The sequence below is a fragment of the Corynebacterium lubricantis DSM 45231 genome (assembly GCF_000379425.1).
Taxonomy (GTDB): Bacteria; Actinomycetota; Actinomycetes; order Mycobacteriales; family Mycobacteriaceae; genus Corynebacterium; species Corynebacterium lubricantis.
Genome location: NZ_KB902190.1, coordinates 1 through 19655, shown reverse-complemented (window position 1 = coordinate 19655; position 19655 = coordinate 1). Strand labels below are relative to the sequence as shown.

The window sequence follows — 19655 nt, the reverse complement described above, 5'->3', positions numbered from 1 at the left end:
TAGGGTGGGCCACTCGACTGGCCAACGCCAGTAAGCAATAGAAATCGAAATCCACGAGATTAAAGGCGGACACTAATGTCGAAGCATCGCAAGGAAGAGACCACTTCGGGCACCGAAATCGACCTCGGATCTGGGTTCGTTGTTGATACCGATCGCGACCGCCTAGACATCGACCAGGTTCATCGCTGGCTCTCGAAGGATTCCGAGTGGGCGAAGGATCGAACTCTTGAGACCGTGTCCATGGCCGCCGATGCCTCGCTGAACTTTGGCGTTTACTCCGACGACGGCCAGCAGGTGGGCTACGCCCGCGTGGTCACCGACGGCGTGACATGCGGGTGGCTCTGCGATGCATTCATCGAGCCCGCAGTGCGCGACCGCGGGCTGGGAAAGACATCTCGCAGGCGATCGTCGATACGCTCGCACCGCTGAATATGGAGCGCATTGTGCTGCTTAGCGACGATGCCGACCAGAATTTCTCAAACGTTGGCTTCGAGGAGTACTCGACACCGGAGCAGGTCATGGTGTTGGAGAGCGCCCAGAGCTAAGATCCACGCTTTACGACGACTATTCAGCCGCCTCCACCAGATATGTCCTGATTGACTTGATCTTTGCCGTTTTCCCGGTGGAGGCGAAACGGAAGACGTGACTGAACTCGATGACCTTATTCGGGTAAACCAACGTTCCATCGCAGGAGGCGAGCCTGCCGTGGGTAATAATCGCGTTGACGTTGAGTTCTTCCGGGACCTCACCGGGCAGAGCCTCGTTCGCTGCCGCTGGGCCTTCGTGAGTTTTCTCGCCAACGATTTCCCAGACGATCTCCTCGTGCAGCCAATCCGTGACTTGATCGAGCTGCTGGCCAGCCCAGTCGGTGGCGAACTGGCCAACGATCTGGATGCGCGGGGCGTTTCCGCAGTCAGTGGGGAGATGTACCTTCATGGTGGCCAGTGTACGGGCAGATCACGGGTACTTGCGGGCTCCGGAAAATCAGACCTCACGTTTTAGGGCGCTGGCGCGTCTACAGTATGTGAAGATGATGCAACCGTTTTCCCGCGCTGTTGAGGAACATGGACCCACCGTGCTGCGAGTGTGCCGCGCGGTTTTAGGGGCAGGCCCCGATGCCGATGATGCCTGGTCCGAGACCTTCCTGGCTGCGCTGAAAGCATGGAGCACGCTTGACGAAGAGACAAATATCCAAGCCTGGTTGGTCCGCGTTGCCCAGCGGAAGGCCATAGATATCACTAGGTCCGCGGCGAGGCAGGCTATTCCCGTTGATGAACTGCCGGAGGCTCTGGTGGAAACCGCGAGGGATGCCCATGACCACGAGTTGTGGGCGCGCGTAGCCGCTTTGCCCGAACAACAGCGCCTCGCCATCGCTTATCACTACCTTGGCGGGCTCACTCATGTGGAAACCGCGGAACTGCTAGCCAAGACGCCGGAGGCCGTGCGCCGAGCCGCGGCGGACGGTATGAAAACCCTAAGGAAAAATCATGAGCAGTGAAGCTGAACTGGACAAACTGTTCCCCGTAAACAGTGAAGATTTATCATCCCTGGAGGCTCGCCTGATCCAGAAGGCAGGGGAGCAGGACGAGATTGATGTGGCCTATCGGGTTGTAGATTCGCCCATTGGGCGACTGCTCGTCGCGGGCACCGATGCGGGGCTCGTTCGCGTCGCCTTCGAGTCTGAAGGATTCGACAGCGTCGTAGAGACCCTGGCCAAGAAGATCAGCCCGCGGGTTCTCAATGCTCCGGCCCGCTTGGATCAGGCTGCCCGAGAGATTGAGCAATACTTCGCCGGTGAACGCCTCAGCTTCGAGGTCCCAGTAGATTTCCGCCTCTCGGCCGGTTTCCGCCGTGACGTGCAAACTTATCTGCCTCATATTCCTTATGGCCAGACCGAGACCTACAAGCAGGTAGCAGAGCACGTGGGTAATCCGAAGGCAGTGCGTGCGGTGGGATCTGCCTGCGCGAAAAACCCGCTGCCGGTTGTCGTCCCTTGTCACCGTGTGTTGCGCACCGATGGCGGTCTGGGCGGATATCTCGGAGGAACGGAGGCAAAGAAACTCTTGCTAGATCTTGAGCATTCGACGGCTGCCTAGCGGATTGTCATCGGGCGGTGGCTCCCGCCTAAGCTAGGCGCCATGTCACCCGACAACATTTTGCTGCGTCTGCCTGAAGAAGAAGACGCCTATGTCCGCGAAGTGTTCGATCAACTGCATGCACGTGGGCTGCCCAAGCAATACCAAACGCCGCACATCACGATCACCTTTGCCAAGCATATGGAGGACTGCGTGGTCGATCGTGCCCGCGAACTGCTTCCAAATCTCCAGCCTGCGACGTTTCAACGCGCCGGCGTCGTCGTCTTTGGCACAAAAAGCAAACAAACCATCGCGTGGCTCCTCGAGGTCGACCCCGAGTTAGAAGCAGCGGCACGCGAGCTCAGCGCACTGAACCCAGAAGGCAGGGGAGAGCGCTGGGTCCCGCACCTGACCGTGGGGCTGCGCATCCCGCGCACGCTTGTGCCTGAATATATAGGTGCCCTGGACGATGTGACCTCAGGGCATTTCAAAACAATCACCGGCCAACATGCCTACCTGTGGCAGCCACGGCTGGAAAAACTCACGGACCTAAGTTAATGATCGCGGCGAGGCGCAGTACCCGAAGCCAGCTCCCGCGCCCACTCGGTACCGCGGTGAGTTTCCTCCCCGACGTAGTCAATCGGCCTATCAGATCCCCACAAAATGACATTTCCGTAGGAGCGCCCCGCAAGCAACTCCTTGGGAGCGATCGCTCCAACATAATCGAAGACCTCCAACATGCCGGCCAACTCCTCGCGGGTGGCCGGTAGCCCCTTGCCGTCGCCGCTGTTGGCTATATAGAGGCCCCCGGGAGTCAGGCTGCGTTGCACCGCTTTGAAAAATTCAACGGTCGTGGTGTGCCGCGGAGTATCCGGACCGGCAAAGACATCGCGGATGACCACGTCGACGGACCCGGGTTCCAGGGTGTGCGTGTACATTCGAGCCTCGCCGATTTCCACGAGGATGTCGTCGCTAAGCGAAAATGCCCACCGCACCACCTCGGCGAGACGCGCATCGATCTCGACGACCGTGTTGCGACTTGCGTGCCACTTGTCCACGCAATAACTCGGCAGCGCGCAACCCGCGCCGCCGAGGTGGACCACCTCTGCCAGCGGGCGTTCGTTCATGATGGGGTCGATTGCTGCGGCGATCCAGCGCATATAGGGAAATACCAGGACGCGGGGTCCGCCGAGAATGACCTGGGAGGAGGGGACATCGTTGATTTCTAGGACGTAGGATCCATCGCGGTTGGGGTCGGCGAGGATGCGGGCCGTACCCGTATCGATCTCGTATTCGCCTTCGATGATTTTCTTCGGATGCCGAGGCTTGCGTGGAGTATTCATGAGCTGGTTAATAATCCTATACGTTTCAGTAATATCGTTAACATGCCAGCCAAAATGTCACGCATTGCAGAGCTTGTTCGGCTCATCGTTCGCCATGGTGGGGCGGCATTGCTACACCAAGAAAGGGCTGCGAAATATAGAACCGATGGCGATAATGAAGGTTCGAATGATGGCCCCGAGCAGTTGGCGGCAGACCTGGAGGCCATGGGGCCGACGTACATCAAGTTGGGTCAGTTGCTGTCGACTCGCCACGATATTTTACCACCGCAGTACGCCGACGCTTTAGCCCGCTTGCAGGACAACGTTCAAGAAGTTCCCGTCGAGCTCGTGCACAAGACAATTCGCGAAGATCTTGGCGGTGACGGACACGCGGTGTTCGCCGAATTCGACGACAAGCCCCTGGCCGCTGCATCCATCGGGCAAGTTCACCGAGCCTTCACCAAAGAAGGCGACGAAGTTGTGGTGAAGGTGCTGCGCCCGACCGTGCGCGAAGACGTGAAAGCGGACATGGACGTCCTGATGCAGGTCGCACGATTGATTGATACCCGCACGAAGCTCGGACAAAGGTTGGGTGCGGTGGAGATGATGCAACAATTTCGCCGTTCGCTTAGCGACGAGCTCGATTACCGGAAGGAGCGGGCCAACCAAGACAAATTCGTGGAACTTGTCGAAGACTACGAATTCTTAACCGTTCCCAAAACCTACCCGGATTACTGCACCTCTCGCGTCCTTACGATGGATTATGTCGAGGGGTACAAAATCAATGAGCTCAGCCCCACGACGATCGAGGACATCGGGGGCCCGGACATTGCGAGTTCGCTGTTCCGGTTCTACATTGAGACGCTGTTCAAATATGGGTGGCTGCATGCAGACCCGCACCCGGGGAATCTGTTCATTACCCGGGATAATCAGTTGGCCATTCTCGATTTTGGAATGGTCGCGCGTATTCCGAAGCATGCGCGGGACAAACTGATCCGTTTGCTCATCGCTCTCGGCGAAGGCGACGGCGACCAGGTGGCAGACCTTGTGGCCACGATGGTGCATTCCACGGGAGAAATCGATATCGATGAGTTCCGTGCCGAGGTGGGCTATCTTGTCTCCAGCGTGCTGGCGCTAGGCAGTGACTTTCAGATCGGAACCGTGTTGATGGAATTGGCGCGCATTAGTGGCGAGTTCGGGCTGCGCACTCCAACGGATCTGACGATGATTGGCAAAGCCCTGCTCAACCTCGATGAGACGGTGCAATACCTAGACCCCAATTTCACACCTGTCGATGCGGTTCAAGACAACATCGATATCCTCACGGGGACAGGCCTGCACATCTCCATGGCCAGCCTTGCTTCTCACACCATGGAAACCAAGGATTTCCTTTCGCACCTCCCGCGTCGAGCGAACCGCATCATGGATGCATTGAGCGACGGGGAGCTGAGCTTCCACATCAATGGCATCGATGAAGACCGGCTCGTGGAATCCATGCACCAGGTGGCGAACCGCGTCACCGCGGGTCTCGTGCTCGCCGCGATCACAGTCGCGGCAGCGTTGATGTCCTCGATTGATTCTGGGCCGCAGATCATGGGCTACCCGGCGGTGTCCCTGATCTTCTTCCTGATTGCGGCGATCGGCGGATTAGTGTTTATCGTGGTGATCTTTGCCAACGATCGCAGGACCAGAAGGCGCGCGAAGGAAGCAGAAGCCCACCCGTACCACACCTTGGAAGACTAGCCGGGGCTACTCAACTGCCTTCAAGTAGCGGGTGTTCAACACCACGGTGCGAAACGCATCAAGGATCGGGCGGGCAATCTTTAACCACCAGGTTGCCGGTTCGGAGTGCACGACGATGGAAAAGGTGATCGTCCCGTCGGGTGCTTGGCGCAGGGAGAATTTTTCCTCGCCGCGTTCAACGTGGCCGGGGAGGGTGCCATACGTAAAACTTCGATACGTCGGCTCGTGGACATAATCGACGACGCGACAGCCAAACCGGAGGGCTAGCTTCCCGATGCCCACGCTCATCTCCACGACGGAGCCCTGTTGCAGCGGAGTATCGGTGGCCACGACCCGAAAGGTTGAGCGCTGGACTGCCCAGCTCAGTAACTTTTCGGAGGCGGCTTCGAGATCGGTGGTGCGAAGGACACGCTCGGCACTGAGTTCTGGCAGGAAAGCTACCCGCGCGGGATCGTAGGACAACGGGAGGTTGCGGTACTTCACTGAGTTCTCACTGCATACGGCCCCGGAAGCGCAAATACTCACCAACCACGGCCGACCCCAGTTCGTCGAGGTCAGGTGCAACAACCGTGCCGTCTACCCGATCCGCCAGATCGTTGAGGAATGCTACCAACCCGGGATCGTCGCCAAGCCGGAAGAACGTGGTACGGGTGCCTCGCTTGGTCACTCGATCGAGCTCGGTGACCGTCTTGTTCAAGGTGACTGGGTGCGTCGGCCAATCGAACCAGGCTTCACCCCATTCCTCCAGGTGAGCGGTGGGTTCGCCGTCGGTGACAATGAGCAGGTTGGGGCGCATATTCGCATGCTTGGTGAAGAACTGATCGGCAAGCATCAGCCCGTGGTGCAAGTTTGTGCCCTGCTGGTGAACCGGTGGCATGGCGGTGAGTTCCTCGATGTCCATGTTCATGGCGTAGCGCCCGAAGCTGATCAGCGCGAGCTCATCGCCACGGAAGCGAGTGCTGATCAAGTGGTGCAGCGCGAGCGCCGTGCGCTTCATCGGGACCCAGCGGCCCTCGGCGGCCATAGAAAAGGACGTATCGACGAGCAACACCACCGCCGAGCGGGCGCGCGCTTCAGTTTCCACGACCTCGATGTCGTTGACGTGGATGCCCACACCTTGATCGGTGCGGCCGCCCTCGGAGATGGTGCGCTGGATCGCGTTCGTGATGGTGCGGGTGGTGTCCCACGACTGGGTATCGCCGAACTCCCATGGCTTGGAGGCGCCGGTAGGTTCGCCGGCTTGGCCCGCAAGATGCGCTTCACGACGACCCGCCCGCGCCGTCAGCTGATCCGACGCATCTTGGAGCAGCGACTTGCCCAATTTGCGCATGGCCTGTGGGGAGAGCTGCAAACTCCCGTCGGGTTTCTTGCGCAACAGGCCGCTGTCGCGCAAGGCCCGTTCAATCTCGGCGAGGCGCTGAGCGGAGACAGAGGCCTCGTCGCCAAGCATTCTTTTCAGCTCATCGAGGTCAATGTCGGCGGGGTTTGCGCGGTCGATCTGCTCGGAAAGGCGATCGAGGTTGCCCAGATCCTGGATGGCGCCGGTGCCGTCGCCGAGGCCCAATCCCTGATCGCCGTCGAAGGATTCGCTTCCGTTCCAATCGAGGTCGGGGCGGATGCCGCGCAGATTCATGTCCAGCTCAGTGAGCTGATTCATCAGCTCCTGGGAGCCGAAAGCCTGAGCAGAAAGCTCCATGAGCTCACGGCGCTGTTCCTCTGTCATGGAATTGAGCATGCGCTGAGCAGCGGCGGAACGCTTGGCAAGCTGTGCAATCAGCTCGTCGATATTCTGCGGATTCTCGGGGAATTGATGGCCCCACTTGCTCATGAAGTCGCGGAAATCCTGCTCGGTATCCTGGCCACGGCGGTGCTTGCCCAGCAGGTTATTGAGGTCCTGGATCATCTCACTGACAGCGGCGCGGTCCTCGTCGGTGGCGTTTTCCAGAGCTTCCTTCATTCCGGCGAAGCGCTGGTCCAGGAACTCGCGGCCGAGCAGGTCTTTGATCTGGTCGAACTTCTCGCGGGCATCGGTGGACTGCCAGTCGTAGTTGGACAGCTCGTTGACGGCTGCGGCTGGTGTTGAGGGGAGGTTGTCCAGCTGCATTTCGCGCAGTGCGCGGTCGGTGTCGTCCATCACCACATCGCGGGCGAGTTGGCCACGCTCGGCCAACACGGCCTCTTTGAGAAGCTTTTGCACGTCTTGGAGGGTCTGGCCGAGGTTATAGCGGCTCAAGATGTCGCGGCGCTGCTCGGAGATTTCGGCCATGAGGTCGTCCAAACCGGCCCGGCGCAGGTACTCGCGAAGGGCCTGTTCAGGGGAGTAACCGGCCATAACATCGTCGGCGATTTCGCCGAGTGCGCCGGTGAGATCGGCCGGGGGAGCGAGGGGATCGGGCCCGCCGGTGTAGCGGGTGTAGCGGCGCCTGCCACTGTTGTGGGCGTTTGCCATGGGAAGTCCTAACTTCAGATCTAGCCGTAGATTGTTTCGCCCTCGCCGGAATCCTTGGAGATCTTGCGAGAGAGGTAGAGGGTTTCAAACCCGAGCTCGATGGCTGCCGCGCGTTCGCCTTCGTTTTTCGCGTCGAAGGCGACAACGAGGTCTTCGTAGAGTGTGGATTCGCCGAGGTCAGGGAGGTTCTCTAAGAATTCGGCAGCCGTGATCCGCTCACCTGTGGAGACGGTCGTGGTGCCGTCGAGGGCCTCGATGAGCGGGGAAAAGTCGATGGAGCGCACGCGCGGGCGCACGGCCTCGGCGGTGGAGGTCCGCAGCAAGTATTCCAGGATTTCCCACTCGCGACCTTCTTCGCCGGATTCAAATTCGACCTTGCCGCCCATCACTTCGGCGGCCGCCTCCAGATCAACGAGGCGGGCGACTGCCTGATCCTCGCCACGGATGGCGGCGCGGTGGCGGGCCGCTGCTGCCACCGTTTCGGCACCCGCGATGGCGAAGCGGGCGGAAACACCAGCAGCTTGGTTCACGGCAGGGGATTCGCGTAGCGCCCGGGTGTAGCGCGCCAAGATCTCAATGAGCACCGGAGGTACCTCGGCCACAAGGTTCGCCTCCTGCTGGATCACGGCGATCTCGTCCTCGAGCGCGAGCGGGTAATGGGTGCGAATCTCGGCGCCGAAGCGGTCCTTCAGCGGGGTAATAATGCGACCGCGGTTGGTGTAATCTTCCGGGTTCGCGCTGGCGACCACGAGCACGTCGAGGGAAAGGCGCAGCATGTAGCCGCGGATTTGAATGTCGCGTTCCTCCATCACGTTGAGCATGGCCACTTGGATGCGCTCGGCCAGATCAGGCAGCTCGTTGATGGCCACGATGCCGCGGTTCGAGCGCGGTATCAGGCCGTAGTGAATGGTTTCGGGATCGCCGAGACGGCGACCCTCGGCCACGCGCATCGGGTCGACGTCACCGATGAGATCGGCCACGGAGGTATCCGGGGTGGCGAGCTTCTCGGAGTAGCGAGAGCTGCGATTGATCCACACGATATTCAGGTCGTCGCCGCGCTCGTCAATGAGTTCGCGCGTGGAATCTAGAACTGGGGCAAAGGGGTGCTCGCGTAGTTCGGAGCCCTGGATGGCGGGCGTCCATTCGTCGAGAAGCGCAGGCAGCGCACGCAACAAGCGCGTCTTGCCCTGGCCGCGCTCGCCGAGCAAAACAATGTCGTGGCCTGCGATAATAGCGCGCTCTACCTGGGGGACAACCGTATCGTCTAAGCCGTGGAGACCGGGCCACGGGTTCTCTCCGGCAGCGAGTTTGTTCAAGAGATTCTCGCGCATTTCTTCGCGCAGCGGGCGGTAGATATGGCCCGACGCTTTGAGTTCACCGAGTGTTGCAATAGCTGGCGCATCAGTCATGGCCCCAGGCTACTCGGTTCATTACAGTAGGGCCATGGACACTTTAATTCTGCTTGTCCGCCACGGAGTCACGCCCACGACCGGCCAAGTTTTGCCCGGTCGTGCGCCCGGTCTGCACCTTTCCGCGAAGGGTGTCGAACAGGCCGAGGAAGTAGCAACGCGCATCGATCGCATCGACGCAATATATTCATCGCCCTTAGAGCGCACGCAGGAAACCGCGCTGCCACTCGCTCGCAGGCACAGCGTTCCAGTGCTTATCGACGATTGCCTCATCGAGTGCGAGTTCGGCACCTGGACAGGGGCTAAATTGGCGGACTTGGCCAAACTGCCCGAGTGGAAAACCGTGCAACAGTCGCCCGAGGAGTTCCGCTTCCCAGGCGGAGAGAGCTTTGTGGAAATGCAGGAGCGCATGGGGACAGGGCTTCGTCGTATAGCGGCGAAACACCCCGGCGAAGTGGTGGCATGCTTCTCCCATGCGGACCCGATCAAGGCCGCGGTGACCTGGCTGGAGGGCACGCCATTGAACGATTTTCAGAAGGTGGCCATTGACCCCGCCTCGATCACTGTGGCGCGTATCGGTGCGGGTGGTACTGAGGTTGTCAGTCGCAATACCCGCTCGGGTGTGCTCGATATTGATGGGCTGCTAGGAAACTGACATGTCGTTTGAGCGTGAACTCAATCTGCTGAGCGAAGGGGAAATTGGGTGGGTGGCGCAGCTACCAGAATCGTCGAATGCGGCCTACGTTTTGGACGTGACTCTCGGCGATGATTATGCCTGGGCGGTGTACAAGCCGACGCTCGGCGAACAACCGCTCATGGATTTTCCGCCCGGGCTGCATCGCCGAGAACGTGCTGCCTTCGTGCTCAGCGATTTTCTCGGGTGGGACATTGTGCCACCGACCGTGATTCGTGACGTCGAGCCCTTCGGCGCAGGATCCCTCCAGCTGTTTATCGAGCATGAGGGCTGGCACTATTTCCCACTTTTTGAGGAGCGCGAGGACCTGCACCCGGTGCTGCTGCGCATGGCTGTGTTCGATTTGCTGACGAATAACACCGACCGCAAGTCCGGCCACGTGCTCCTCGGCGCAGGCGATCATGTGTGGGGGATTGACCAGGGATTGTGCTTTCACATGGACCCCAAGTTGCGTACCGTGATTTGGGATTTCGCGGGTGAAGCAATCCCGGACGAGCTTGCGAGTGCGGTCGAGTCGCTTCTCGACGAGGTGCCAGCCGAGCTGGAAGAGCTGCTCTCTGAAGAGGAAGTGGCTGCGCTGAAGCGCCGTGCGTCCCGGATTGTTCGATTACCATTTCTTCCGCAGCCCCGAAACCATTATCAGTACCCGTGGCCGCTGGTTTAAGCGCTGGTATTTATGGAAGGATCTTCTTATGGAGCTCGAGGATATTGATTGGCAGAAGATTCAGGTCGTCGAAGGAGACGAAGGCCTGCTGATTTTTGGTTCTGAGTCGGATTTGGCGGAGCTGGAAGAGAGTGCTGGATTTGAATTGCGGAGGCCTTCTCCGCAGACGCTGCAGCGTGCAAGCAACCTTTTTGGTTCTCTGTCGACGTTGCAGGAACAAAGCGGACGTTGGCTCAAACTCGATGACGAGAGCTTTGAGTTGATTAAGAAGTCCAAGGTCAGAGACGTATCTAGTGGCGTGCTGCGCAAAGGTGACCTGGGTGTGGCTGGCAATGCCGGAGAGATTGTTAAGCAATTAGCATTTCAAAAAGCCACATTGTTGACCCCGGCTGCTCCGGCGGCCGCCGCTGCCTTGATCGCGCAGGAGGCAATAGAAGTAGCCCTCGATGAGATCACCGACTACCTGGAAACGATCGACGAGAAGATCGATCGTCTCATTGAGCAACGTCGGGTAGATTCCTTGAGCAGCTTCAATTCCATCCGGGCAGCACTGCTCGAAGCACAGCGGATTTATGAGAACACCGGGACGGTATCGGATACGACCTGGTCCAAGATCGCTGGCGTTGGCATCCAACTGCAAAGGATCCAAGAAGATGCCTTGGCGCAACTCGGTGTCGTGCGTGACGGGGTGGCGAAGAAGGTGCGGAACACTGCGAAACTTGGTGGTGCTTACGAAGACGCAGTGGAGCAGGTGCAGTTTTGGCTGCAATTGCTCGCCCAGGGCATTGCCTTGCAAGATAGTTTCTTCGTGCTGGAACTCGCCCGCGTCGCCGATTATGAAAACGAGCACCTCGACGGACACGTCCAAGGAATTCGCCAAGCGCGCCAAGAGAGAATTCAGGAGCAGGGCGAGATCCTGAGCCAGATTCAGGAGCAACTGCTTGCGAGCGCGGAGCTGTCGCGAGCGGAGAAACTCCAGCACCCGCGTGCAGCGCTGCGGGTAAACGATAATGCGAATCGGATCCAGGAGACCTTCGACCAATTCTCTGAGCACGTCGAAGTCGAGCTAGCCTCCGGCGGTGTGCTGGAGTGGGAGCCGTGGAGAGTGACCGCTAGGGAGCTCGTCGGTGATGTCACGGATTCTGTCAATACCTTGAGGAAGTCCACCCAGGACAAGGTGGCGGCGTTGCCCGCCGCGGTGAAGAAGCGCCGTGAAGATTCCCTGCTTGAAAAGGCCGAAAAGATTAAGGCAAAGCGGGAGAGCGAGCCTCATTCGGAAGATTAGTGTGAGCAAGCAGTCAATCGTCGTAAAGCGATCGTTGTAGAAGGCAAGCCTTGTTAGATTTGGAACATGGCATTCTTAAGCAAAGAAACAATTGACAAGGCTCCTGTCATGACAGGGGCGGCACCTGAGCTGGATACCGCGGCGCTGCCTGAGCATCCGGGTGAACTCTTCGCCTCGTGGTTTGAACTCGCGGTGGAACAACAGGTCGGAGATGCACGGGCGATGCATTTGGCCACCGTGGACAAGGCTGGGTTTCCGGATGCGCGCGTGGTCAATCTGATGGCCGTGGACGACAACGGCTTCAGCTTTGGCACGGGTGCAGGGTCGATGAAGTCCGAGCAGCTGGAAGAAAACCAAGTTGCTGCGCTGAGTTTTTATTGGCAGCCACTTTTGCGCGCGGTGCGTGTCAGGGGAGAAGCACATTTAGCTCCCATGCCTGAAGGTGCTTCGGGCGGATTCCAGATCTGGTCCGTTCAGCCATCGCACATTGAGTTCTGGCAGGGAGGCGGGGGCCACGATGCAACCCGCATCCAATATGACAAGACCGGCGAGCAATGGGGCGCGCAGGTCTTGGGCTAGTTTTGGGCTAATCTTGGTCCGGGGTTTTCACCAGTGGCCACAGGATGTCCACGATTTTATCGGGATAGTCGTCTGGGATTTTTCCTTCGGTGGTGTACTGCAGAAGCATTCCGCCAATGGCCATGGACGACATGAGGTTGCGGTCTGCGTCCTCGCGGACCACTCCGCATTCGACGGCCTCCTGGAAGTAGCGATCAAATTCTTCCTGGAGCGGGGAGACAACGCGATTGCGCCACTTGGCTAAATCCTCGTCGGAGCTGGCCATGAGGCTGCCAATGAGCCGGATCCCGATCTGATTTTCGAGGTAGTCCTTGATCTTCCGATAAAGTTCCAGGATGCCTTCGCGCGATACTAGGTGATCATGCGAAAATTCGAAGGTGACCTGGTTAGATACCCCGACGATCATGTCCATGCGATCGGCATAGCGGCGGTAAATGGTGGTCTTGGCAACTCCCGAGTGGGCTGCAACAGAATCGATTGTGACTGCAGAGAGCCCGTGCTCGCGTGCAATGGCAAGGGTAGACGCCGCAATCTTTTCATCGGTAGCGTTACGACTTGCTTTTTGCCTGGCTGTCGGCTTCTTGGTCTCGGTTTTCACACTCATCGTTTCTTCTAGTTTCTGTATAAATATAAATTCTACCAGCAGGTTATCAACGCAAAAAGCCGGCCACATGGAGGGCCGGCTGTTGTTTAGTCTGCGTTTACAGGGTTTGCAGGGTTTTCAGGTTTTACAGCTTTGGCTGTGGGCCTGGTTACAGCGCTGCCTTCTTCGCTGGGGACTGGACCAGGCCGACGATTCCGAAGACGATCACTGCTGCGCCTACGATCCACATCGTCCATGCTGCTCCAGTGGAGGCGGCGAATCCACCGAACCATGGTGCGAGGAATGCGACTGCGCCGACGATGATCTGGACCCACTCGGATGCAGGGGAGCTAGCGGTTGCCAGTGCCCACAGGGCGACGGCCGCTACGACGATGCCCAAGGTGACGGGCCAGGCTCCCCAACCCGTGGGGCCTGTAGTCCACAAGGCTGCAAGTGCAAGGTATGCGCCGAGTACTAGGTTGATCCAGTCTGGCCATGTCTTCCACTGTGCGAGGTCTGCGGCGGTGTTGGAAGCTGCGTAGGAGGTGTTTGGTGCGGTTGGGGCGGTCATTGTGACGCCTTCCTTTCTGATTTTCTTTCGCTGTCCCATCTTTTGGGCTCACCTCTATTGTAGCGCTACTTTCAAGTAGTGCAACGAATTTGTAGCGTATCTAACAATTTTGGGCTAGACCATCTTGGGCTCCGGAATTACCGTTATAAAAAAGTTCCCCTGAACTGCGCAAATATCGCAAATCAGGGGAACTATAACGTTTAGATAAGGGTTTGGTGACGGTGCCTTTTGAGGCCTCTGAAGGTGGTCGAATTAGACGCCTTCGATGGTGACATTTGTCGACTTGATGACAGCTGTGGCCATCGACCCGACTTCGAATCCAAGCTCTTCTACGGCCTCGGTAGAAATCAGGGAGACAATGCGGAAGGGGCCGCAGAGCATCTCGACTTGGCTCATCACTTTGTCGGAAGTCACCTTTGTCACCAGACCTGTGAGATGGTTCCGGGCGGAACGATGCTGGGCCCCTTGGTCTAAAGAATCTAAGTCCTTTTCCGCGGCGATGTCTTGGCCAATTTTCACCAATTGCGCGCCGTCCACAGTGGTTCGTCCTGAAGCATCTTTGTGAGCTTCCAATTTTTCCTGAGAGATCCATCTCCGAATGGTGTCGTCGGAGACTCCAAGCAGGTGGGCTGCGGTGCTGATTCTGATCATCGACATTGTCCCAGGGTATAACCTGGGGGAAATTTTGGGCGAGGAACCATAGAGGATAGCGACGAGGCTGGACTACGCCTCGTCGTCAAGCATCTTTGTGCTCAGGCTTGAACTATGGCTCCAGCGGGATGATTTCCGTCTTCCCGCCATTGTCGAGCACCATGTCCTGGGTCAAAAGCGCCTGCATCTCAGGATCGATCGGGACCTCCTCGACCTGAATGTCGGCCTGGTTACCGCTGGCCTCCGGCTGCTGCTGCAAGGTGAAAGTGCGTGCTTGCGGCGTATTTATGTCGATACCGAAGAACGTGTCCAAGCCCTTGATGTTGAACTGCGTGGAGTTGTACCGGGAATCGTCGGAAGTGTTCCATTGCGAGACCACGATGTCCATGTTGTCCAGCGTCGAGGTCGGGGTGATGTATCCGCCGTAGAGCTGCGTGAAATTCGACGGGGTTTGGTCGGCGTTCCATCCGCCGGTGCCCGAAATGACGACATTCGCAGGTTCGATCTCATCCCAGTCGCGTGCAATGTCTTCAGAGATGCGGATTTCAATGGCCATGGTCTCGCGGTTGAACATGGCTAAGACCCAATGGCCCTGGATATAGCGCAGGTTCATCTCGCCCGCAGCAACATTTGTGTCCAGGATGGGGGAACCGGTCGCGCCCCAGAGGCCGGTTTGTGGGTTGAACACCTCCCACTTTGTGCGATCAGCGATGTCTTCGGGCAGGAATCGTGAGAGGTACACCGGATCCTTGCGCTGGAATTCCGAACTCACAACGTAGATATAGCCATCTTGGCCGTGTTCCCACGAAATCAGATTGCCCATGCCATTGAAATAGGTGCGGGGAGTGCGCGCGACCGAAGTCCAGGTGGCGCCTTCGTCGGTGGACTGCCAAATCTCGGTGTACAGCACGTTGCCCACGCCCTCGTTCGCCATCGTCTGCATATACATCGTGCCGTCGATGGTGATGATGTCAGAGGGGAGGTGGGTGAATTTACCGTTAGTGTGCTCGTAATCGATGAGTTGCTGGACCTGGTCGTCGCGATTCAGCGGGCGCAGAATCTCAATCTTTCCGTCGACTCCCATCCTCGCGACCACGCCGACGGGACTCATCCATTCGCCCTCGCCGAGGGTTTGACCGCGGAAGGAATCACCAAAGATGATGACGAATTCATCGCCAGGGCCCAGCCCAGTCATGATGCCTAAGTCCCCGGAATAAAAGCCTGCGTTATCAGAGATTCCCTGGCCGAGCAGATCCTGAACAAGGACTACCGTCAGCTCTTCGGAGATTGCATCTGCCCATTTCGAAGAGTCATTCTGGCTGGAATCGTCGCGGGAGCTGCTGGAACTGCTGGAGCTGCTGGAGCTGCTTTGCGCATTGGCTATTGGAGCGGACAGCAAAGTTGTGGAGACGCTCGTCGCAACGGCGCACGCTAGAAGTGCTTTCTTCAAGAAATACTCAATTCGAGGTTCTGCATGGGAAATGCAAGGTGACAAGACAATAACGGTTAACCGCGATTGACATTAACAAAGCAAATGTTCGAGCGCTTCCTTCTAAGCTCGTGGTCATGAAGAAAGTTCTGTTCGGGCCACTCGTTGTCGTTTCCCTCGTCTTGGCTTCTTGCTCTGAACCGTCGATGAACGAAAGCATTGAGATTGCGCCGACGAGCTCGTCGAGTTCTTTTGCGGGACCCTCGTCGGGCTCCTCGGAGGGCTCTTCTGGCGGGTCTTCTGGCGGGTCCTCGGAGGTGTCTTCGGAGGTGGTCGAGCGCGGCAGATTCAACGACGGGTGGGCACTTGAATTCCTCCCTGGCACGGACTTTCTTCTTGTTTCGGAGCGTGGAGGCGCCTTACAGATGTTGGACGTCAATTCCGGTGACAAGGTGGAAATTGAAAACACTCCAGCCGTCTACAGCAATGGACAAGCGGGTATGCACGACATCGTGGCAGGGCCCACCTTTGAAAATGACGGCACCGTGTACCTCAGCTGGGTCCGCGAAACCGCGGACGGCCCACAAGGAGTAATTGGTCGGGGCCAGTTGAATACTGAGACGGGTTCGCTGGAGGGGTTCGAAGAAATCTGGCAGCAAACACCCTCGTCCAGTGATGGGCACTTCTCGCTGCGCATGCACATTGACGACGACTACCTCTACGTCACCTCGGGGGATCGGCAAGCCTTCGATCCAGCCCAAGAAACCGACACGAATCTCGGTGCCGTTCTCCGGCTCACACATGATGGGCAGCCCGCGCCGGGCAATCCATTTGCTGGTCAAGGCGGTCGTTCGGATGAGATTTATACCATGGGACACCGTAATCCGCTGGGCATTGACACCGATCTGGGCGGCGACCTGTGGGTCTCTGAGATGGGTCCTAAGGGTGGCGATGAGCTGAATCACTTGGTTCCCGGAGAGAATTACGGGTGGCCCGAGGCATCGATGGGCGTGCACTACGACGGCGCCGACATTCCACACCATCAAGAGGGAGACGGTTTCGTACCACCTGCCGCTTACTGGGTGCCGTCAATCTCTCCCGGTAACCTGATGATTTACAAGGGACAGCTTTTCGACGAGTGGACTGGCGACGCGTTTCTCGGAGGGCTTTCCGGTAAGAAGATTGTCCGGGTGGAACTCAATGGTGATCAGGCGCAATCTGTCGAGGAGTGGGACATGGGTAATCGCATCCGAGCGCTCGAGGAGGCTCCCGACGGGTCCATTTGGATCCTCGAGGACGGTCAACGTGGTCGCCTCTTAGAATGGCGACCTGAATAACTGCCTGTCCTAGCGCTTTGGCTCTCGTACCCACGCTCCGATCACACCGGGCACAACTTCTGGGCCTGGCCCCAGCAAAGCTTTTAGATTGCCTTCGCGCTCAACCGCACTCGTGACTTTCTTCACCGCACCCGCCGTGGATTTTGGTCCCCCTCCATTCCTCGCTCCCGGCGCCATGGCGGCTGGAACGAAACCACGGTTGTGCTGGCTGCCGGTGTTCTGCGACGAAGTACTGTGATTGCCACTACCGGAGCCCGAGGTACCAGAATGACCGCCGACGTTTGGGCCGAGTGTGCCATTCTGTCGGTTGTCGCCGCCAAGCGTGTGGCTGGAACCATACGGGTTGCTTGAGGAGCCGTAAAAACCTGATCCGTTTGGCATCGCCACGGAACGATGCGAAGAATGCGCAGCTGAGCCGGGAGCATTGTGTGAACCCGATGAGACGGAGCCATTCGCCCCAATGCCACCTCTACTCGGAGCATGAGGGGAATTGGGAACTCGAGAAGGGACTGCGCCCAGCCCTCGTGGTGATTGGTTGGTTCGCGTTGGCGAATTGGAACCACCAGCGGCACCGAATACGGGCGCGCCCTGGCCTGAATTTCCGAAATTAGGGGAGCCTGCGCCACGAACTCCTGCGGTCGCTGGCGATACAGGATTGTTGGCACCTATGTTGTTAGTCCCATAACTGTTGGTTCCATTCGGCAGGCTGCCGCCGAGTACAGGAGCTCCCATCAGAGAGTTGCTTGGTTGCGGTGTGACTGATGCCCCTGGAAGCGTGCCCGGTATGCCTTGCCCGCCGGGATTGAGAGTTGGAGGCATTGCCACCGCAGTAGCCGCCGTTGTAGTCGGGGCATGGCCAGCAAGTACCTGTTCCAGTTGTTCAGGTCCGGTGCGCAAGAATTCGTCGGCAAGCGATTGCGGATTGCTGATGCGCGCCGCGGTACCGTAACCCATTTCAGTCATCGCCGCGGCGACGCTTGGGGGAAGCGGGAGATCGGTGGGCTCCGGAACGCGCTGTTCGGAGCCGCCGATGGCCGCAGAGGTTCCGCTCGGATCGTTCATCCCAGGAAGGAGTTGGTTTATTGCAGGTATCGACGGAGCGAGAGCCGCGGTGGCGAGGCCAGGAAACGCGTTGAGATAGGTCTGCTCCAAGAGGGCAGCAGCGTCCGGACGGACCACCCGAAGCGCCTGGTAGGTGGCTCCAACGGAGGCAGTTTGCTGCCCCAAACCGAGGCTTCCCGTGCCCAATCCCGTGGTATGGCCAGCCATCAGCGTCGCATTGTTCGCGAACGCCAATCCGGTGTTCCGGAGAGTCGTAATATTCGCGATGGCCTGGGAAATTGCCTCGGTTTCTGCAGAGGAATGTAGGTCGGCGAGCACTTCCTCAAGGCTTGCGGCTGCGGCAGTGATGGTGCTGGCGAGGCTCGTCCAATCCGTGGTCATGCCAGCGGGAATTCCGAAATTGGTCGCAGCAAATTGACCGCATAAAGCAATTAACGACGAAGGCCTAGCCACTACTGGAGCAGCTGCATGAAAAGGGGAGGTATCGGTGTTTCTCGCGGGCCCAGATGCTCGCAGGCTTGAAAGTTTGTCGCCGAGCGCGTGATTCAAACCGACGCTGGACAGGGTGCCCGCAATCGCTTGGTCCCCGTCGATGAAATCGGCGAGATTTGTGCTCAAGGTGTTCGATGCGTTGGCAAAGCGGTCCGCGAAAGCCTTTTGGGATGCGATGGCATCAGTATCGAGGATTGTTGAATGGGTTAATCCGGCATCGTTGAGGCCGGAGACGGTGGAGAAGGTTTGCCGTAAAACTCCAGTTCCTCCTAAGTAGTCCGAATTTACAAGTTGGAAAGTGTCTTTGAGTTGGTCGATTGCAGACTGGATATTGGCTGGATCAATTAGCATTATTCCCCCGAGGACATATGCAAATAAACTACGTTGAATAAGTTGAATGAAGTGTATTTAATATCTCAGTTGCAGAAGTGCAGAGCTCTGGAACCGACTTGTTTGTAAGGCCTTTTTGCACGCTAACCGTAAGATGTCCGCGATAAGTTGGAACGGCGGCTCTGCAACTTGCCGGATCGTCCTGTTGTGATCTGTATAAGACCATGCCTGCGAGCTGGGTTTCGGGATGCGTAGAAAGAATCTCCCCCTGGGCCTCAAAATCTTCGAATGCGGCCAAACTGCCTTCAATCAAAATGGTGAGATCGTTTTCGGTGCCGTTTTGAATCCTGCAACTCAGAAGACTTCCTTGACCTCTTGACTGCGTCTCACCGCGCACTTCGTATCCGATAGCAGCGAACTCTTCGGCAGATATTTCCTCGCATGGATTGAAGACATCTGGGTAGACCTCTTCGGGATTGAAATCACCGATGGGTAGTACGCCACTTTCGAAGTGAAAGGCTTGGGCGGATTCTTCTTCAGTAGTGGACTGAGGCACGACGGAATCGTCGCTAAGCGACGTCGTTGGCTCTTCGTCCAGCGTTGAATTTGCAGCTGACGTACAACCGGTGATTGCAAACGTGCATGTAAGAACCATCGTCAGAATACGGCTTTTCATGTTCCTCCCCCGAGTAAAAAGTCGTGCTCTAGCAGTTTTACATATTTGGAGGAGATTTGCAGTGCGAAGCATACAAACTCGAAACTATTCGAAAGACAGTTCGAGAAAGTTTCTAAAAACTATTGCAATAGTCGAAGCGGTGGGTATACTAAAACTATTGAAATCGAACAGTAGTTCTAAATTGAAATGGTAGGGGGATCATGTCAGCTCGGTCAAGTCCTTTTGAGTGGTGTATCCGCCAGCGGTTGACTCAGCGATGAACTGACCGCTGACGGAACAGGATTCCTTACGCCACCAGAGCCTC

Annotated in this window: 21 protein-coding genes; 10 read left to right on the top strand and 11 right to left on the bottom strand. The window is 57.8% G+C overall.

What is annotated here, in order from left to right; all coding sequences use genetic code 11:
- Positions 1-75: 75 nt before the first annotated feature.
- Entirely contained in the window at positions 76-429 is a 354-nt protein-coding gene (locus A37O_RS15660; protein WP_018296449.1) for a GNAT family N-acetyltransferase, read from the top strand.
- Positions 430-564: 135 nt separating this feature from the next.
- On the opposite strand, the gene A37O_RS0105255 is transcribed toward A37O_RS15660, so the two are convergent.
- On the bottom strand, positions 565-936 hold the full coding sequence (locus A37O_RS0105255) for a nuclear transport factor 2-like protein (protein WP_018296447.1): 372 nt from the start codon (positions 934-936) through the stop codon (positions 565-567).
- Between the two features lie 94 nt (positions 937-1030).
- On the opposite strand from A37O_RS0105255, the gene A37O_RS0105250 reads away from it, so the two are divergent.
- The 3 genes from A37O_RS0105250 to A37O_RS0105240 are packed head-to-tail and all read left to right on the top strand — an operon-like array spanning position 1031 to position 2633.
- Positions 1031-1498 carry an RNA polymerase sigma factor gene (locus tag A37O_RS0105250; RefSeq protein ID WP_026196165.1) on the top strand — a complete coding sequence of 156 codons (468 nt, stop codon included), beginning with the start codon at positions 1031-1033 and terminating at the stop codon, positions 1496-1498.
- The gene (locus A37O_RS0105245; RefSeq protein ID WP_018296445.1) at positions 1488-2096 is read left to right on the top strand and encodes a methylated-DNA--[protein]-cysteine S-methyltransferase; all 609 of its coding nucleotides are present in this window, start codon (positions 1488-1490) and stop codon (positions 2094-2096) included. Before A37O_RS0105250 ends, A37O_RS0105245 begins: the two co-directional genes overlap by 11 nt.
- A gap of 42 nt (positions 2097-2138) precedes the next feature.
- On the top strand, positions 2139-2633 hold the full coding sequence (locus tag A37O_RS0105240; protein WP_018296444.1) for a 2'-5' RNA ligase family protein: 495 nt from the start codon (positions 2139-2141) through the stop codon (positions 2631-2633).
- On the opposite strand, the gene A37O_RS0105235 is transcribed toward A37O_RS0105240, so the two are convergent.
- Complete coding sequence (locus tag A37O_RS0105235; RefSeq protein WP_018296443.1) at positions 2630-3418, bottom strand: spermidine synthase; 789 nt, start codon at positions 3416-3418, stop codon at positions 2630-2632. The two genes, A37O_RS0105240 and A37O_RS0105235, sit on opposite strands and share 4 nt — an antisense overlap.
- Positions 3419-3460: 42 nt before the next feature.
- Here A37O_RS0105235 and A37O_RS0105230 point away from each other — a divergent pair, with 42 nt between their 5' ends.
- On the top strand, positions 3461-5140 hold the full coding sequence (locus tag A37O_RS0105230; RefSeq protein ID WP_018296442.1) for an ABC1 kinase family protein: 1680 nt from the start codon (positions 3461-3463) through the stop codon (positions 5138-5140).
- Positions 5141-5146: 6 nt separating this feature from the next.
- Here the strand turns inward: A37O_RS0105230 and A37O_RS0105225 are convergent, their stop codons facing one another.
- Genes A37O_RS0105225 through A37O_RS0105215 form a run of 3 tightly spaced genes read right to left on the bottom strand, consistent with a single transcriptional unit; the run spans position 5147 to position 8998 of the window.
- A complete protein-coding gene (locus tag A37O_RS0105225; protein WP_018296441.1) occupies positions 5147-5623 on the bottom strand; it encodes a DUF1990 domain-containing protein in 477 nt (158 codons plus the stop codon).
- Between the two features lie 7 nt (positions 5624-5630).
- Positions 5631-7589 carry a vWA domain-containing protein gene (locus A37O_RS0105220; protein ID WP_018296440.1) on the bottom strand — a complete coding sequence of 653 codons (1959 nt, stop codon included), beginning with the start codon at positions 7587-7589 and terminating at the stop codon, positions 5631-5633.
- 20 nt (positions 7590-7609) lie between these two features.
- Positions 7610-8998, bottom strand: coding sequence for a sigma 54-interacting transcriptional regulator (locus tag A37O_RS0105215; RefSeq protein WP_018296439.1), 1389 nt, complete (start codon positions 8996-8998; stop codon positions 7610-7612).
- A 34-nt stretch (positions 8999-9032) separates the two neighbouring features.
- On the opposite strand from A37O_RS0105215, the gene A37O_RS0105210 reads away from it, so the two are divergent.
- The 4 genes from A37O_RS0105210 to A37O_RS0105195 all read left to right on the top strand — a co-directional run bounded on the left by A37O_RS0105210 (position 9033) and on the right by A37O_RS0105195 (position 12220).
- Complete coding sequence (locus A37O_RS0105210) at positions 9033-9653, top strand: histidine phosphatase family protein (RefSeq protein WP_018296438.1); 621 nt, start codon at positions 9033-9035, stop codon at positions 9651-9653.
- Between the two features lies 1 nt (position 9654).
- A complete protein-coding gene (locus A37O_RS0105205; RefSeq protein WP_018296437.1) occupies positions 9655-10356 on the top strand; it encodes an SCO1664 family protein in 702 nt (233 codons plus the stop codon).
- A gap of 28 nt (positions 10357-10384) precedes the next feature.
- Positions 10385-11641: a hypothetical protein gene (locus A37O_RS0105200; RefSeq protein WP_018296436.1), complete on the top strand. Its 1257-nt coding sequence runs from the start codon at positions 10385-10387 to the stop codon at positions 11639-11641.
- Between the two features lie 66 nt (positions 11642-11707).
- On the top strand, positions 11708-12220 hold the full coding sequence (locus A37O_RS0105195) for a pyridoxamine 5'-phosphate oxidase family protein (RefSeq protein ID WP_018296435.1): 513 nt from the start codon (positions 11708-11710) through the stop codon (positions 12218-12220).
- A 7-nt stretch (positions 12221-12227) separates the two neighbouring features.
- Here the strand turns inward: A37O_RS0105195 and A37O_RS0105190 are convergent, their stop codons facing one another.
- The 4 genes from A37O_RS0105190 to A37O_RS0105175 form a co-directional block, all read right to left on the bottom strand.
- On the bottom strand, positions 12228-12824 hold the full coding sequence (locus tag A37O_RS0105190; protein ID WP_018296434.1) for a TetR/AcrR family transcriptional regulator: 597 nt from the start codon (positions 12822-12824) through the stop codon (positions 12228-12230).
- 148 nt (positions 12825-12972) lie between these two features.
- Complete coding sequence (locus A37O_RS14720; protein ID WP_018296433.1) at positions 12973-13374, bottom strand: SPW repeat protein; 402 nt, start codon at positions 13372-13374, stop codon at positions 12973-12975.
- A gap of 252 nt (positions 13375-13626) precedes the next feature.
- Positions 13627-14031: a TOBE domain-containing protein gene (locus tag A37O_RS0105180; RefSeq protein ID WP_018296432.1), complete on the bottom strand. Its 405-nt coding sequence runs from the start codon at positions 14029-14031 to the stop codon at positions 13627-13629.
- Positions 14032-14137: 106 nt separating this feature from the next.
- Entirely contained in the window at positions 14138-15475 is a 1338-nt protein-coding gene (locus A37O_RS0105175; protein WP_018296431.1) for a DUF4185 domain-containing protein, read from the bottom strand.
- Positions 15476-15591: 116 nt separating this feature from the next.
- On the opposite strand from A37O_RS0105175, the gene A37O_RS0105170 reads away from it, so the two are divergent.
- Positions 15592-16791, top strand: coding sequence for a PQQ-dependent sugar dehydrogenase (locus tag A37O_RS0105170; RefSeq protein WP_018296430.1), 1200 nt, complete (start codon positions 15592-15594; stop codon positions 16789-16791).
- Positions 16792-16800: 9 nt separating this feature from the next.
- Here the strand turns inward: A37O_RS0105170 and A37O_RS0105165 are convergent, their stop codons facing one another.
- Together A37O_RS0105165 and A37O_RS0105160 are read right to left on the bottom strand one after the other, a co-directional pair.
- Positions 16801-18696 (bottom strand): dermokine domain-containing protein, encoded by a 1896-nt coding sequence (locus A37O_RS0105165; RefSeq protein WP_018296429.1) that lies wholly within the window; start codon positions 18694-18696, stop codon positions 16801-16803.
- 28 nt (positions 18697-18724) lie between these two features.
- Positions 18725-19351 carry a DUF3558 family protein gene (locus A37O_RS0105160; RefSeq protein ID WP_018296428.1) on the bottom strand — a complete coding sequence of 209 codons (627 nt, stop codon included), beginning with the start codon at positions 19349-19351 and terminating at the stop codon, positions 18725-18727.
- Positions 19352-19655 lie beyond the last annotated feature (304 nt).